General features: G+C 64.5%; 19 protein-coding genes. 13 read left to right on the top strand and 6 right to left on the bottom strand.

Going from position 1 to position 14901, the window contains the following annotated elements; all coding sequences use genetic code 11:
- The first annotated feature begins 43 nt into the window (after positions 1-43).
- Positions 44-1126 carry a COX15/CtaA family protein gene (locus FOM02_RS10135; protein ID WP_027559536.1) on the top strand — a complete coding sequence of 361 codons (1083 nt, stop codon included), beginning with the start codon at positions 44-46 and terminating at the stop codon, positions 1124-1126.
- On the opposite strand, the gene FOM02_RS10140 is transcribed toward FOM02_RS10135, so the two are convergent.
- The 4 genes from FOM02_RS10140 to FOM02_RS10155 form a co-directional block, all read right to left on the bottom strand.
- Positions 1127-1471: a hypothetical protein gene (locus tag FOM02_RS10140; RefSeq protein ID WP_027559535.1), complete on the bottom strand. Its 345-nt coding sequence runs from the start codon at positions 1469-1471 to the stop codon at positions 1127-1129. It abuts the gene before it with no gap.
- 189 nt (positions 1472-1660) lie between these two features.
- On the bottom strand, positions 1661-2941 hold the full coding sequence (locus FOM02_RS10145) for an O-acetylhomoserine aminocarboxypropyltransferase (protein ID WP_265441743.1): 1281 nt from the start codon (positions 2939-2941) through the stop codon (positions 1661-1663).
- A gap of 149 nt (positions 2942-3090) precedes the next feature.
- A complete protein-coding gene (locus tag FOM02_RS10150; protein ID WP_027559533.1) occupies positions 3091-3675 on the bottom strand; it encodes a CoA-binding protein in 585 nt (194 codons plus the stop codon).
- Between the two features lie 123 nt (positions 3676-3798).
- The gene (locus tag FOM02_RS10155) at positions 3799-4623 is read right to left on the bottom strand and encodes an enoyl-CoA hydratase (RefSeq protein ID WP_027559532.1); all 825 of its coding nucleotides are present in this window, start codon (positions 4621-4623) and stop codon (positions 3799-3801) included.
- 86 nt (positions 4624-4709) lie between these two features.
- Here FOM02_RS10155 and FOM02_RS10160 point away from each other — a divergent pair, with 86 nt between their 5' ends.
- The 6 genes from FOM02_RS10160 to FOM02_RS10185 all read left to right on the top strand — a co-directional run bounded on the left by FOM02_RS10160 (position 4710) and on the right by FOM02_RS10185 (position 8385).
- Positions 4710-5138, top strand: a complete 429-nt coding sequence (locus FOM02_RS10160; RefSeq protein WP_027559531.1) for a PaaI family thioesterase — start codon at positions 4710-4712, stop codon at positions 5136-5138.
- A 158-nt stretch (positions 5139-5296) separates the two neighbouring features.
- On the top strand, positions 5297-5761 hold the full coding sequence (gene rplM / locus FOM02_RS10165) for a 50S ribosomal protein L13 (protein WP_011087726.1): 465 nt from the start codon (positions 5297-5299) through the stop codon (positions 5759-5761).
- A gap of 1 nt (position 5762) precedes the next feature.
- Positions 5763-6242 carry a 30S ribosomal protein S9 gene (rpsI, locus tag FOM02_RS10170; protein WP_027559530.1) on the top strand — a complete coding sequence of 160 codons (480 nt, stop codon included), beginning with the start codon at positions 5763-5765 and terminating at the stop codon, positions 6240-6242.
- Positions 6243-6471: 229 nt separating this feature from the next.
- Entirely contained in the window at positions 6472-7692 is a 1221-nt protein-coding gene (locus FOM02_RS10175) for a GGDEF domain-containing protein (protein WP_027559529.1), read from the top strand.
- A 58-nt stretch (positions 7693-7750) separates the two neighbouring features.
- Positions 7751-7987, top strand: a complete 237-nt coding sequence (locus tag FOM02_RS10180) for a hypothetical protein (protein ID WP_027559528.1) — start codon at positions 7751-7753, stop codon at positions 7985-7987.
- Between the two features lie 101 nt (positions 7988-8088).
- On the top strand, positions 8089-8385 hold the full coding sequence (locus FOM02_RS10185) for an antibiotic biosynthesis monooxygenase family protein (RefSeq protein WP_027559527.1): 297 nt from the start codon (positions 8089-8091) through the stop codon (positions 8383-8385).
- 16 nt (positions 8386-8401) lie between these two features.
- On the opposite strand, the gene FOM02_RS10190 is transcribed toward FOM02_RS10185, so the two are convergent.
- Positions 8402-9535, bottom strand: a complete 1134-nt coding sequence (locus FOM02_RS10190) for an AI-2E family transporter (RefSeq protein WP_027559526.1) — start codon at positions 9533-9535, stop codon at positions 8402-8404.
- Between the two features lie 136 nt (positions 9536-9671).
- On the opposite strand from FOM02_RS10190, the gene FOM02_RS10195 reads away from it, so the two are divergent.
- From FOM02_RS10195 to FOM02_RS10215, 5 genes are all read left to right on the top strand, one after another.
- Positions 9672-10388 carry a hypothetical protein gene (locus tag FOM02_RS10195; RefSeq protein WP_265441744.1) on the top strand — a complete coding sequence of 239 codons (717 nt, stop codon included), beginning with the start codon at positions 9672-9674 and terminating at the stop codon, positions 10386-10388.
- Between the two features lie 91 nt (positions 10389-10479).
- Positions 10480-11253 (top strand): gamma-glutamyl-gamma-aminobutyrate hydrolase family protein, encoded by a 774-nt coding sequence (locus FOM02_RS10200; RefSeq protein WP_027559525.1) that lies wholly within the window; start codon positions 10480-10482, stop codon positions 11251-11253.
- 97 nt (positions 11254-11350) lie between these two features.
- Positions 11351-11956, top strand: coding sequence for a hypothetical protein (locus tag FOM02_RS10205; RefSeq protein ID WP_027559524.1), 606 nt, complete (start codon positions 11351-11353; stop codon positions 11954-11956).
- Positions 11957-12075: 119 nt separating this feature from the next.
- A complete protein-coding gene (locus tag FOM02_RS10210) occupies positions 12076-13140 on the top strand; it encodes a hypothetical protein (protein ID WP_265441745.1) in 1065 nt (354 codons plus the stop codon).
- Positions 13141-13155: 15 nt separating this feature from the next.
- Positions 13156-13476: a hypothetical protein gene (locus FOM02_RS10215; protein WP_028146274.1), complete on the top strand. Its 321-nt coding sequence runs from the start codon at positions 13156-13158 to the stop codon at positions 13474-13476.
- Here FOM02_RS10215 and FOM02_RS10220 read toward each other — a convergent pair.
- Positions 13464-14483, bottom strand: coding sequence for a GlxA family transcriptional regulator (locus FOM02_RS10220; RefSeq protein ID WP_051377865.1), 1020 nt, complete (start codon positions 14481-14483; stop codon positions 13464-13466). The two genes, FOM02_RS10215 and FOM02_RS10220, sit on opposite strands and share 13 nt — an antisense overlap.
- A 151-nt stretch (positions 14484-14634) precedes the next feature.
- Between FOM02_RS10220 and FOM02_RS10225 the strand changes: the two genes are divergently transcribed.
- Entirely contained in the window at positions 14635-14892 is a 258-nt protein-coding gene (locus FOM02_RS10225) for a tautomerase family protein (protein WP_027559521.1), read from the top strand.
- Positions 14893-14901: the final 9 nt, after the last annotated feature.

Raw genomic sequence — 14901 nt, forward strand, 5'->3', positions numbered from 1 at the left:
CCGGTTCAAGTCTCTTAGCTATAGACCTGGTTTAGCCCTTGAAATGACGCCGATTTCCGCCCCGTCCGAGCCGCATCGCGCCGTGCGCTGGTGGCTGATTTCCGTGGCCGCGCTGATCGCGCTGATGGTGCTGGTCGGCGGCGCGACGCGGCTGACGGAATCCGGGCTCTCGATCGTCGAATGGAAACCGGTCACGGGCAGCGTCCCGCCGCTCTCGGAAGCGCAGTGGACCGAGGCCTTCGAGGCCTACAAGAAGATCCCGCAATATCGCGAGCTCAACGCGGGCATGAGCCTGTCTGAGTTCAAGGAGATTTTCTGGTGGGAATGGAGCCACCGGTTGCTCGGTCGCTTCATCGGCATCGCCTATCTCCTGCCGTTCCTGTTCTTCCTGTGGCGGGGGGGCCTCTCCGGTGAGCTGAAGCGGAGGCTGTGGCTGCTGTTCGCGCTCGGCGGACTGCAGGGCGCGGTCGGCTGGTGGATGGTGGCCTCGGGCCTCACCGAACGCGTCGAGGTTTCGCAATATCGGCTGGCGACGCATCTGATGCTGGCGCTCTTGATCTTCGCCGGCATCGTCTGGACGGTGCGCCGGCTCAAAGAGCGCCCGCAGATCGCAGCGCCCACGCGGCTGCGTTTCACGAGCGCGCTGCTCCTCGTCGTGACTTTTGTGCAGATCTATTTCGGCGCGCTGGTTGCGGGCCTGCGCGCGGGCCGTGCCTACAACACTTGGCCGCAGATTGACGGTGCTTTCATCCCGTCTGCAGACCGGCTGTGGTTCGAGACGCCGTGGTGGCGCAACATGTTCGACAACGTGCTCACCGTGCAGTTCGAGCACCGCATGACGGCTTACGCGCTGTTCGTGCTGGCGGCGCTGCATGCGATCGACGCGGCGCGCTCGCGCGCAGGTGCAGCGGCGAGTGGCGCGCTGTTGCTTCTCGCGGCGGTGGGCCTGCAGGCGGTGCTCGGCATTCTCACGCTGCTTAATCAGGTGCCGATTGATCTCGCGCTTTCGCATCAGGCTGTTGCGATCGTGGTGCTCACACTCGCGGTGATACAGGTGGAGCGGCTCGCTTCGCGGCAGTCGACTGCGACGCAGCCGAGTGCGGTTCCGGTTAGCCAGGCAGGTTGATCAGCAATAGCCGTAGATGCCGCACGCATAGGGCAGCCGCCAGAAATAGCCGACCTGCGGTCCGCCGTAGTATGGGCCCTGATAATCGTAGCTCCAGGGGCGGCCGTAATAGCCCGGCAACGTGTTGGAGCCGGGCAGGAGCGGCGTGCCCGGCAGGTTGCGGATATAGCTGCCGATGCCGTACGCCGGCGAGATCAGCGCATCCGGATCGGTCTCGACATAGACCGTCGGCGGTTCCGGCGGCGGAGCGACGGCGCGCCGCTTCGGCGTGGCCGGCAAATCGGCGGCGACAGCGGCTGAAACCGTCAGCATCGCCGCGAGGGCAGGCAGCGTCCAGCGCAACATCGTCGGCTCCGAATCAAGGGGGGCGATCCTCGAACGATGTATGGGGCAGATATGGTTAATGACTGTTAACGGGGGCGATCGCCAAACAGCGCGGCCGTCATTCCGGGGCGGTGCGAAGCACCGAACCCGGAATCTCGAGATTCCGGGTCTGGTCCTTCGGACCATCCCGGTCGGAATGACAGCGGAAAACTAGGCCCCCAGCGCCTGCTCCAGGTCCGCGATCAGATCTTCCTTGTCCTCGATGCCGATCGAGAGCCGCACCACGTCGGGACCGGCGCCGGACTTGACCTTGGCGGCGTCGTCGAGCTGGCTGTGCGTGGTCGAGGCCGGGTGGATGACGAGCGAGCGGGTGTCGCCGACATTGGCGAGGTGCGAGAACAGCTGCAGTTTCGACACCAGGCTGACGCCGGCGTCATAGCCGCCCTTGAGGCTGAAGGTGAACACCGCGCCCGCGCCCCGCGGCGCGTATTTGCGCGCGAGCTGGTTGTACTTGTCGCTCGGCAGGCCCGCATAGCTCACCGAGGCCACCGCCGGATGGGCGGCGAGGAATTCGGCGACCGCCTTGGCGTTGTCGCAGTGCTTCTGCATGCGCAGCGGCAGCGTCTCGATGCCGGTGAGGATCATGAAGGCATTGAAGGGCGAGAGCGCCGGCCCGAGATCGCGCAGACCCAGCACGCGGCAGGCGATCGCGAAGGCGAAATTGCCAAAGGTCTCCTGAAGGCGGATGCCGTGATATTCCGGCCGCGGTTCCGACAGCATCGGATATTTGCCGCCGGTCGACCAGTCGAACGTGCCGGCATCGACGATGATGCCGCCGAGCGAGTTGCCGTGGCCGCCCAGAAACTTCGTCAGCGAGTGCACGACGATGTCGGCGCCGTGGTCGATCGGGCGGATCAGATAGGGTGAGGCCAGCGTGTTGTCGACGATCAACGGAACGCCCGCCTTGCGGGCGACCGTCGAGATCGCCTCGATGTCGGTGATGCTGCCGGCGGGATTGGCGATGGACTCGATGAAGATCGCCTTGGTGCGCGGCGTCACCGCGCGCTCGAAGCTTGCGATGTCATCGGGATCGGCCCACACCACGTTCCAGCCAAAGCTCTTGAACGCATGCGTGAACTGGTTGATCGAGCCACCATAGAGTTTTCGCGCAGCGATGAATTCGTCGCCGGGCTGGAGCAGCTGCTGCAGCACCACGACCTGCGCGGCATGGCCCGAGGCGACCGCGAGCGCGGCGGTGCCGCCTTCGAGCGCGGCGACGCGCTCTTCCAGCACCGCGTTGGTGGGGTTGCCGATGCGGGTGTAGATATTGCCGAATGCCTGCAGGCCGAACAGCGAGGCGGCATGGTCGGCGTCATTGAAGACGAAAGACGTGGTTTGATAAATCGGAGTCGCGCGCGCACCGGTGGTCGGATCGGGCTGTGCACCGGCATGCACGGCGAGGGTTGAAAATCCCGGAAGGCGATCGCTCATTGAGGGCGTCCTGTTCTTGTGGTCTGAAATCGCGCGGCATGCTGATGGCCGCCGTGGCCGCCGTCAAGCTGCCGCTTCACATCAGAATGATTTGGGCATGATCTTGCTACGCATTGTCGCGTTCGCGAAAGGAATCCTTCGCGATTGTCTCAGCTTTGCTCGGTCTTGTTTTTGGCCGCGCGATCGGAGGCCGCGGTGTCGCCGCCGCCGACACTCATCCGATTGAGGGAGAGTCGCATGCCCTGCGTCGGCGCCGGCGGGCGCTTGGAGCTGAGCGTGCGCGAATTCACGCCCATCCAGGAAATCTCCGATGACAAACGGCCATATTCGATCTTGGGGCAGCGATTCATCACGACCTTGATCCCGGCCGCTTCCGCCTTTTCCGCGGCGGCGTCATCGCGTGCGCCAAGCTGCATCCAGATCACCTTCGGCAGCGGATCGAGCGTGAGAGCCTCGTCGACGACAGGCATGATGTGGCTGGAATTGCGGAAGATGTCGATCATGTCGACGGGACGTCCGATGTCGGAGAGCGAGGCGACGAAGGGTTTTCCGAGCAGCTCCTTGCCGACATGGCCGGGATTGATCGGGATCATGTCGTAGCCGCGCTGGGCCAGATATTTGAACGCGAAATAGCTCGGCCGCACATTGACCGGCGAGGCGCCGACCATCGCGATCGACTTCACGCTGTTGAGGATGCTGCGGATGTAATTGTCGGGATAGGCGTCGTGGTTCATGTGATCCTTCATTCGTCATTCCGGGGCGGTGCGCAGCATCGAACTATGGTGCGCAATGGCGCACCTGAGAATCTCGAGATTCCGGGTCGGCTCTTCGAGCCGCCGGAATGACTGCGCAACAAATCACTCATCCCGCCATATCGGCTCGCGTTTCTCGATGAACGCGCCGATGCCTTCCTCGGCATCACGCGCCATCATATTCTCGGTCATCACCTCTGCGGCATAGCGATAGGCGTCCGCAAGGCTCATCTCGGCCTGGCGGTAGAATGCTTCCTTGCCGAGCTTGACGGTGTAGGCGGACTTCAACGCGACCTGCTGCGCAAGCTCGATCGCGGCGCCGAGCTCGGTGCCGGCGGGCACCACGCGGTTGACGAGGCCGATCTCGCGGGCACGGTCGGCGGTAACAGGCTCACCCGTGAGCAGCATCTCCATCGCCTGCTTGCGCGGGACGTTGCGCGACAGCGCCACCATCGGCGTCGAGCAGAACAGGCCGATGTCGACGCCGGGCGTTGCGAACTTCGCATCCTCCGAGGCGATCGCGAGGTCGCAGCTTGCCACAAGCTGGCAGCCAGCCGCGGTCGCGATGCCCTGGACGGACGCGATCACGGGCTTGGGCAGATGCACGACCGCCTGCATCATCGCGCTACAGGCGTTCATCATCTCGGCGAAGAAGGCGCGGCCGCGATCCGGGTCGGTGCGGCGCGCGGTCAGCTCCTTCATGTCGTGGCCGGCGGAGAAGGCGGGGCCGTTGGCGGCGATGACCACGCCGCGGATGGCCTTGTCGTCGCGGATCTCGTTGAGCTCGGCGTGCAGGGTGGCGATCATCGCCGCGGACAGGCTGTTGCGGGCGGCCGGACGGTTCAGCGTCAGGACCGCGATGGGGCCGACGGTCTCGCGCAGCAGGATCGGCGGGTGCGGGGAGGGGGCGCGGGCGGCCTGAACGGACATTGACGCGGTTTCCGTTGGATGATTGCAATGGGATGACGCAGATAACTTAATGTAACAGGGCAAGCGAAGCGAGGGTGTGGAACAGCATGGCGGCAGCGAAAATGACCGTGGCGGAGGTCGAGCAGTTTCTCCGCGACGAGTTTCCCCAGGCCTTCAGCGGCGACGACATCACGATCGAGAGCGCGGATGGCCAGACCTGCCTGTTACGCCAGCGTTTCAGCGAAAGGATGCTGCGGCCGGGCGGAACCGTGTCCGGCCCGACGCTGATGGCGCTGGCCGATTTCGCCATGTACGTAGTGCTTCTGTCCGCGATCGGACCGATCGGGCTCGCCGTGACCACCAATCTCAACATCAACTTCCTGCGCAAAGGCCAGCCCGGGCAGGACGTGCTGGCGGAAGCCCGGCTGCTCAAGCTCGGCAAGCGCCTGGCCGTCGGGGAGGTGAACCTGTTGTCCGGGACCTCAGCCGACCCGATTGCCCATGTCACCTCGACCTATTCCATTCCAAATGTTTGACCTTTTCGCAGGTAAGATAGCACCATATTTTTAAGTTATTGATTTCGCGTAGATAATCTACGTCTTCGGGCATTGACCGCTGAGCGTCTCTTCTCTAGAAAACCGCGCAGTCCGGTGCGGTGTTCGCGCCGATGCTCCCCGTCCACGGAAACTCTGACATGAAAACCTTTTCGGCAAAGCCGGCTGAGGTGACGAAGAAGTGGGTGCTGATCGACGCCAAGGGTCTGGTCGTCGGCCGTCTCGCCACCATCGTTGCCATGCGCCTGCGCGGCAAGCACCTCCCGACCTACACCCCGCACGTTGATTGCGGCGACAACGTCATCATCATCAACGCGCAGCATGCGGTCCTCACCGGTCGCAAGCGCGAGCAGAAGACCTACTACAAGCACACCGGCTACGTCGGCCACGTCAAGGAGCGCACCGCGCGCCAGATCCTCGAGGGCAAGCATCCCGAGCGCGTGCTCGAGAAGGCCGTCGAGCGCATGATCCCGCGTGGTCCGCTCGGCCGCGTGCAGATGGGCAACCTCCGTGTCTACGGCGGCGCCGATCATCCGCACGAGGCGCAGCAGCCCGAGAAGATCGACATCGCCAAGTTGAACCGCAAGAACACGAGGGCCGCATAACATGGCCGAATCCATCCAGTCGCTCGACCAGCTCTCGCAGCTCAAGACGGCGGCCGCGCCCGAGGCGCCCAAGCACGAGAAGAAGGTCGACAAGTTCAACCGCGCCTACGCCACCGGCAAGCGCAAGGACGCGGTCGCCCGCGTCTGGATCAAGCCGGGCGCCGGCAAGGTCACCGTCAACGCGCGTGAGGTCGAGGTCTATTTCGCCCGTCCCGTGCTGCGCATGATGATCGAGCAGCCGTTCTCGGTGGCCCAGCGTTCCGGCCAGTACGACGTGATCTGCACCGTCGCCGGCGGCGGTCTGTCCGGCCAAGCCGGTGCCGTCCGTCACGGCATCTCCAAGGCGCTCACCTATTTCGAGCCGGAGCTGCGCTCCGTGCTCAAGAAGGGCGGCTTCCTCACCCGCGACTCGCGCGTGGTCGAGCGTAAGAAGTACGGCAAGGCCAAGGCCCGCCGGTCCTTCCAGTTCTCGAAGCGTTAATCGCTTCGGTCACATTCGCCGCGAAAGCGGCTTCAATGAGATGCAAAAGGGCGCTGATTTCAGCGCCCTTTTTGTTGTTCGTTTGTACGCAAATTGATGGCGTGTTTCCCGAAAACTTGGGCTCGCGCGAAAACCTGAATGGAACTCGCGGGACATAGCGTCGCATTCGGAAGGGCGCGCAAATCGGATGTGCCGATCGCGTAACTGCTATGTTTTCAAGGGGGCCGACATGATGTCGCTCGATAGCATCACGCTCTATTTGGTTGCCACCATGGTTGCCGCACTGCTCGGCGCCATGATGGTATTCTTTGGCAGGCAGGAGAACAGTCCTGCGCTGAAATGGTGGGGCACCGCCTATCTGCTCGGTGCCGCCTCCGTCGCGTTATGGACCGCGGCCGGCGACAAGCTCGGGCCGCATCTCTATCTGGCGTTAAATGCGGTCGGCTTTGTCGCCTGCGGCATGGTGTGGAATGCCGCGCGCGTCTTCCACGGCCGCAAGCCGAATTGGCCGGGCCTCCTCATCGGCGCGCTCGCCTGGGTCGCTGCCGTCTCGCTGCTCGATCCCGCAGCGTCCATGCTGCGCATGATTGTCGGCGCCGCCATCGTCTCGGTCTATGCGGCGCTGACCGCGAGCGAGCTCTGGGTCGAGCGGCGCAAGAGCCTGCAACGGCGCTGGCCGGCCTTCGTGGTGCCGGTGATGCACGGCTGCGTCTTGATGCTGCCGATCCTGCTCGGCAGCTTCCTGCGCCCGCACGATGCCGGCTTCTCCAGTAGCATCTGGGTCACCGTGTTCGCGGTCGAGCTGATCCTCTATGCCGTCGGCACCGTGTTCGTGATCTTCATGCTGGTGTCCGAGCGCACGGTGACGGCGCACCGCACTGCCGCCTCCACTGATCCCTTGACCGGCATGCTCAACCGCCGCGGCTTCTCGGAAGCCTGCGGACGCGTGATCGAGCGCGAGGCCAAGGCTGGCCGTCCCGTGACCGTGATGATCTTCGACATCGACCATTTCAAGTCGATCAACGACCGCTTCGGCCATCCCGCCGGCGATGAGATGCTGAAACTGTTCTCGACCGTGGTCATCAGCAACTTGCGCATCTCCGACCTGTCGGGCCGCATCGGCGGCGAGGAGTTCGCCGCACTGCTGCCGTGCTCGCTCGAGGAGGGCGTGCTGGTCGCCGAGCGCGTGCGCGAAGCGTTCGAGACCTCCGGCGTCGTCGTCGATGAAGGCCCGGTCGACACCACTGTCAGCATCGGCGTTGCGGGCGGCCCGGCCGGCACCGAACTCGAGGTGCTGCTGGCCTCGGCCGACACTGCGCTCTACCAGGCCAAGCGCGGCGGCCGTAACCGCGTCGAGGCGGCGGAGGAGCTGCCGCTGTCGCTGGAGAACTGGCGCCGCCAGAGTGCTGCGCGGACCGGCGCGCAGCAAGCGCGTCCGGCCACCGCCTGAAGCGCGGGAGCGGCTGCGGTAAGCCTCTGTTTACCATTCGATCCCTACCATCGCGGTCATGGAATCGATCCCCCGACAGAACCCGCAGGCTGCCCTGATGTCGCTCGAAGCCGCCGCAAGCTCGGCGCGCGGCGGCTTCGCCTGCCTGTTCTCCACGGCGGATGAATACGAGAGCGCGCTGATCAACGAGCGGCGCGCGCAGGGGCGCTACACGCAAGGGCGCAGCTACTGGCCGGTCGCGCTGTTTATCGGCTGCACGCTCATCGTGGCAGGCACCGCGCTGCTGTTCGCCTGAGAGCGACGCATTTTTGGCCGGGCAGGGCGCCGTTTCGGCGCCTTTTTCTTTGCCCCGGTCTGCGGTAGACACGCCCATCAAACAAAGAAGGGTGGAAACCGATGGTCACCGAGATCGCGCAAATCGACGTCAAGCCGGGCAGCGAGAAGGACTTTGAGGCCGCCGTCGCCAAGGCCAAGGCCGCCTTCGGCCGCTCCAATGGCTTTTGCGGTTTCGAGCTGCACAAGTCGATCGAGAAGCCGCAGCGCTACCGGTTGATGGTGAAGTGGGCGACGCTGGAGAATCACACCGTCGATTTCCGCGGCTCGGAGAATTTCACCGAGTGGCGCGGCCTCGTCGGCCAGTATTTTGCCGCGCCCCCGGAAGTCGAGCACACCGAGACCGTGCTGACGACCTGAGCGACTTCAAGACGCCTTACGCCGCCTCGGCCAGGGGCGGCGTCTCATACGTCTTGAAATGGTCGATCATGACCTTGGCGATGGCGACGAGGGGCAGCGCCAGCGCAAGGCCCCAGATGCCGAACACAACGCCGAGCAGGATCTGGAACGCGAACAGCGTCGCCGGCGGGATGTCCAGCGCCTGCCGCTGCAGGATCGGCGTCAGCACGTAACTCTCCATGGCGTGCACGCCCATGAAGAGCAGAAAGGCCGACAGCGCCGGGATCCAGCCCGAGGCGAGGCTCGCCAGCACCACGACGACGCCGGCGATGATGGCGCCAACGGTCGGGATGAAGGCGAGCAGGCCCGCTTGGATTCCCAGGATGAACGAGCCGGGGATGCCGATGATGGCAAGCCCGATCCAGGTCACGGCGCCGACTGCGATCATCACCACGATCTGTGCGATCAGCCACCGTTCCAGCGTTTCGCTGATGTGGTCGATGATGAGGGCGGCGCGGCTGCGATGCTTCGCCGGTGCCAGGAACAGCAGGCCATCGTGATAGACGCCCGGCTGGGCGGCGAAGGCGAGGCCCAGAAACAGCACGATGAAGATGTTGCCGACGGCGCTGATAGCGCCGAACAGCAGCTTGAAAGTCTGGCTGACGATTGCCCCGCCGCTCGAGGCAAGCGCGCCTGCGCCCGGCAATCCGCCGTGCGAGGCGGGGTTCGGGGCGGGCGTCGGCGTTGCATCGCCGGTGGCGGCGGGCGCGGCATTGCCGAGATCGAACACGCTGGTGTCGATGCCGTGGTTCTCGAGGAAAGAGCGGACGTTTCCGATCTGCGACTTGATGGTCTTGCTCAGCACCGAGGCCTGCTCGGCGATGGTGGCGCCGCCGAGATACGCGACGCCGGCGAGCATCAAGGCCAGCACGATGCAGACGATCGCGAGCCGGACCGGATGGGGCAGCGGGACGCGGCGGCCGAGCGCACCCGTCAGCGCGTTGAGGCCGACGCCGAGTAGCATGCCGGTGAAGATCAGGAGCAGCGTAGCGGCAAAATACCAGGTGAAGACCAGGAGAGCCGTGAACAGCACGACGCCAATGCCGCCGACCGAGATCGCCCAGGCAAGGTCGGCGCGCGTCCGGGGGCGTTGGTCTGCTGGAATGGTCACATCATGTCCTTTTCGGCGGCTCCGGGTGGCGCACTCTTTCGACAAACGCGCGTCCGATCAAGACCGCGTCAACGCGCTGGTTTGACGCTGCCGCGCGAAGGGTGCAGAGCGATGAGGAAGAACAGGTGGGGGGCGCTTGAGTTTCATCAGCAAGTGGGCCGGTCTGCTCGGGCTTCTGGCCGTGCTCGTGATCGGCGACCAGATCCGGATCAACCGGCCCGGCCACAAATATCGCCTCACGGTCGAGGTGACGACGCCCGACGGGATCAGGACCGGGTCCGGCATTCTGGCCGTCGTGCCCGACCGCAACTATAATCGCGGCGGCCGCACCACGATGCGCGGGGAGGCGGTGTTCGTCGATCTCGGCCAAGACCTCCGCCAGGGCAAGAATCTGGTGGCATTGCTGGCGCATCGGCAGGGCGGCAAGCTCGATCTCGACGACATCAACTATGTGGCGCTCCGCGCCTACGGCGCCGCGCGGGGCAACCGCGTCTCGTTCAACGACATCAGCCGGCAGACAGGCATCGTCCCGGTGCAGGGGGAGCTCATTCCCGTGCTGGTGAGCTTCGCCGATCCCAGGGACCCTGCGAGCGCGCGCCTTGTCGCCGCCGACCACGCGGAGACGGTTCTGGGCGACGGCTATGCCATCCACAGTCTCACCGCCGAGGTGGTGCCCAACGGGTTCTGGCCGATCGATTTCGGCGGCGTGCTCGGGGAGCCCGTGACGCGCGGAATCGATGCGAAACTGCCCTGGCTGGCTGCGCCGGGCGATCCCGCCGCAACCGCTCTGAAGGCTGCCGGCCTGCCCGACCTGGGGGCAGCCGAGGCCCGGGAGGCATTTGCGCGAAAATAGCATTGCCGTCCCGCGATCCCCTCTGTTGAATTTGTTCCATCCCAAGGGCATGTTTGAGGAATCTTTTCTCGGCGGGAGGTCGGAACGGGAGATGAGAAAGCCGGTCGTCGGCGTGATCGGGAATGCCCATCGCGTCGAAAATCGATTTCAGGTCCAAATGGTCGGCGAGCGGAATTTGCGCGCCGTGGCCGAGGTCTCCGGCGGTCTGCCGGTGATGTTCGCGGGAGCGCCCGATATCACGGACATCGCTGCGCTGCTCGACACCGTCGACGGCATCGTCCTCACCGGTGCCCGCGCCAACGTCCACCCGACCCGCTTTAACGTCGACCCTTGCGAGAAGCACGAGCCCTACGACATCCACCGCGACGAGGTCGCGCTGGCACTCTCGGTCGCCTGCGTGTCCCGCGGCATTCCGCTGTTCGGCATCTGCCGCGGCCTCCAGGAGATGAACGTCGCCTTCGGCGGCTCCTTGCATCCGGAGATCCGCGAGATTCCGGGCCGCATGAACCACCGCATGCCCAGGCTCGAGAACGGCGAGATTCATCCCGATCCGACCGTGGTGTTCGCCGATCGCCACGACGTCGACCTCACACCGGGCGGGGCGTTCGCAAAACTGCTCGGCTGCGAGAGGATCAGGGTCAATTCGCTGCACGGGCAGGGCATCCTCGACCCCGGCAAGCGCGTGCTGATCGAGGGCGTCGCCGAGGACGGCACCATCGAGGCGATCCGCATCGCGGAAGCCCCGACCTTCGCGCTCGGCGTGCAATGGCACGCCGAGTACGATCCGCAGCGCAATCCGATCAACCGGAAACTGTTCGAGGCTTTCGGTGAAGCGATGGTGGCGAAGCAGAAGGCAGCGGCGTAGACGCTGGCTGCCCTCGCGATGACGGGGAGTTGTGTCGAGCTGATCTCGCGCGCTACGTTGCTGACCGGATTTTTAGGTCTGGAATTGCACCCCGATGATGCGCCACACGGCCGCCGCCTTTGTCCTGCTCGCGTCCCCTGCATTCGCCCAAACCACGCCGCCGCGGGAAGGCCCGATCACCTGCGCTTCGCCCGTTGCGCCCGACGATACCGAGCGAACCCTGAAGCAGCGCTTTGGCAAGGATGCCGTAGTGCAGGACCTGCCGGGCGCCGAGGGCGAGAAGTACAAAGGCCTCGTGCTGTTTCCGAAGGCGAGGGACCGCCGCATCGAAATCGCCTTCACCGACGACAAGGCCATGCGCGCCTCCGGCCTGACATTGCGCGACGCAGGCAAGACCAGCCTCTGGAGCGTCAATGGCGTCACGATCGGATCGAGCCTTGCCGACGTGCAGAAGGCCAACGGTAAGCCGTTCCTCGTCAGTGGTTTCGAATGGGACTATGGCGGCTTCGTCACCGACTGGAAGGGCGGGGCGCTCGGCCGCCCGCTGCAAGGCGGCTGCACCGTCACGATCCGCTTCGACAAGAAATCCGCCGCGCCCAAGTCGTTGCTGGGTGATGGCGTGAAGGCGCCCTCCGACAACGCGACTCTGGTGAAATGGGCGCCTGTGGTGACGGAGATTGGCGTGAATTTTCCGGACAGATAGCAAAATCCGGGATAAGGTAGCGCCTATTCTTAGCTGCAACTGCCGCGATAGTGTGGCAAGTGCGCAGTGCCAACTATATGATGTGACTATTTTTGCGTCTTGGGCGTGGGGGCCGGCGCATGAGTGCTCGTATTTTTGCAGCGTGCCTTGCCGCAGCTCTGTTGCTGGGCTGCTCGATCCATCCGGTGCCGGAGGATGTCACCGGCGTGAACACCTATCACATCGTGAGGCAGATCCGCTGCGAGGCGCGCGAGGCGATCAAGTCGGTCGTTCTCGAACGGCTCGATGCCCTGGCGAGGCACGACGACAAGATCGCCCAGGACGTCTTGCAGCGATATCAGGACGATCCGGAATCCATCGCCGATTTCACGCCCGCGGTGTTTCGGGGGCCCCAATATGAGGCGGTGCGGCACGCGTTCAACGTGATTTATTCGGCTGCGATCGCCTACAATTTCGATCTCACGATGACCGAGGACAACAACCTCGGCACGACCATCAACACGATCGGACCGTGGACACAGAGATTCAATCTCGGCCTCGGCGGCAACGCAAACCGCCAGCGCAGCAACGAGCGGACCTTCACCATTAGCGACACTTTCGATTTCCTGATGAGGACTCTGAACAGGCCGGGGCAGGTACGGAAACAGCGCTATTGCGAGGGTTTCATCGTCACCCAGGCAAACTACGTCTATCCCATCGCCGGCCGCATCGGCGTGGACAAGTCCGTACGGACTTTTCTCGAACTGACTTATTTTGGCAATCTGGCGGGAGACAAGGACAATCCGGGCGGCAGCAATGCTCCCAACATGGCCGACAAGTTGACGTTCACAACGACGCTCGACGCTACGGCGACGCCGATGGTTACGTTCACGCCGGTCAGCGCCGGATTCCAGGTGGCCGACGCTTCGATCACTGGGACCGCGCGGCGTTCGGATGTTCACCAGGTCACGATTGGGCTGGCGATCCTGCCGAGTTCCGTCACGGAAGTCGCTGCAATTCGATCCTACGTCTTCTCGCGGGAGGTGGGTGTCCCGGCAGTTGCGTCGCGGAATGCCACGACAGGCGCGCCCATCACCGTCGGCAATCGCGTCACCGCGGTGACCACGACGCTGGCTGAGAAGTACGCCGTCTGGGCGATTGACCAGCTCAAGAGTCGCGAACTTCAACTCATACCGGCTCGCTGATCAAGGAGGCTGTCCATGGCAAGATCAACGTCGAGATCGAAAAAGGGCGCTGTCAAGAGCAAGGCGTCGAAGAAAGCTTCGAAGAAGAAGGCGTCGAAAAAGAAAGCGTCAAAGAGGAAAGCGTTGAAGAGGAAGGCGTCAAAGAAGAAGTCCTCGAAGGCCCCGAAGAAGGCTAGGAGGAGCGGCCGTGGTGGAAAGAAGAAGGTCCCGCAGGTCCCGCCGTTTCCTGATGACGATTTCGAGTTGGGTCAGCCCGCTCCGAGAGCACCGGTCGCCAGGCGCGCGAGGAAGGTCCCCCAGGTCCCGCCATTTCCCGATGATGATCACGAATTGTAGGAGGCGGCGGCGACCCGCCGATCCTGCGACAGGTCCGCTCGCTCCATCCGCCGTGCCCGATAGGCCTGCGGCGACATCAGGGTCAGCTTGCGGAAGGCCTTGCGAAAACTGCTCTCGTCCTCATAGCCGGCCGCACGCGCGATAGTCTTGACCGGCTGCATCGTCGTCTCCAGCAGCGTGCGCGCGTGCTCGACGCGGCGGCGCGTGATGAAGGCCTGCGGCGGTTCGCGCGTGAGCGCCTGGAACTTCCGGTTCAGCGTGCGCTCGCTGAGGCCAAGCGCCTCGGCGAGGCGTCTGACCGTCATCGGGCTGTTGCCGCTGCGGCGAACCAGCAGGTCCGCCTTGGTCAGCAGCGGGTCCTGCGACAGCAGGTAGCCGACGGGCATGAAGATCGATTGGGTGCGCTGCGCGGTGTCGATGACGACGTAGTCCGCGCATAATTTGGCGATCTCCTTGCCCTCGACCATCTCGATCAGCCTGAGCAGGAGATCGACCCACGACATCGGTCCGGCCGCACAGACGATGCGGTCGGCAACGGTGATGACGGCGTCGGGTGCGAGGTCGATCGCGGGATGGCGCTGCCGCAGCTCGCTTTGCAGCCACCAGGTGATGGTGGCGCGACGATTGTCGAGCAGGCCAGATCCGGCCAGGACGAACACGCCGCTGCAAAAGGCGCCGATCAGCCGGCCGCTTGCATGCTGCTGCCGCAGCCAGGCTCCTGCACGGGCATATTGCGGCTGGAGCCGCTCGGCCGTGACGTGATCGACGAGGTTGCCGGGGACGAGGATCGCATCGAAGCGGCCGCGTTTGCCGACCGCGCCATCGACCGCGACCATCTGTCCGCCGCCGGCGCGCACCGGTTTGCCGTCGAGCGAGAGCGTCTGAAGGGCGAAGCGCGATCTTGTGCCGCTCTGCTGCATCACGTGATTGGCAAGCGCGAGGATGTCGGCGATGCCGGCAATCGCAGAATGCATGCAGCCTTCCAGTGCGAGAACCGCGAGCTTCATGACGTCTCCAGGCAAGTGCGCCCATCTTATCCGACCGGAACGGCGGGCCGGTGGCGGAAATTGCCCGATCTCTGGCTTGTCCGCCACTGCCGTGTTGGCGGCGTCAGGTCCAATCTCGCGCTGTCGTCACACCACATGATTGGAGAGAGACATGCCATACATCACGATTTCCACCGTCCGAGGCATCCTGGACGCCGCGCAGAAGAAGGCGCTGCTCGAGCGCATCACCGACCTGATGGTCGAGGTTGAAGGGCAGGGCAGTCCGGACTTCCGCCGCAACGTCTGGGTCAGGATCGAGGAGCAGGAGCCCGCGCACTGGTCGCTCGGTGGCATGCCGCTGACGAGCGAGATCATCGCCGGCACGTTCGGTGCGATCGGGGCGGACGGGGTGCGGGTCCGGCGGCCGTAGCGGTGCAGA

It is taken from the genome of Bradyrhizobium sp. SEMIA, from assembly GCF_014844175.1.
Lineage (GTDB): Bacteria > Pseudomonadota > Alphaproteobacteria > Rhizobiales > Xanthobacteraceae > Bradyrhizobium > Bradyrhizobium arachidis.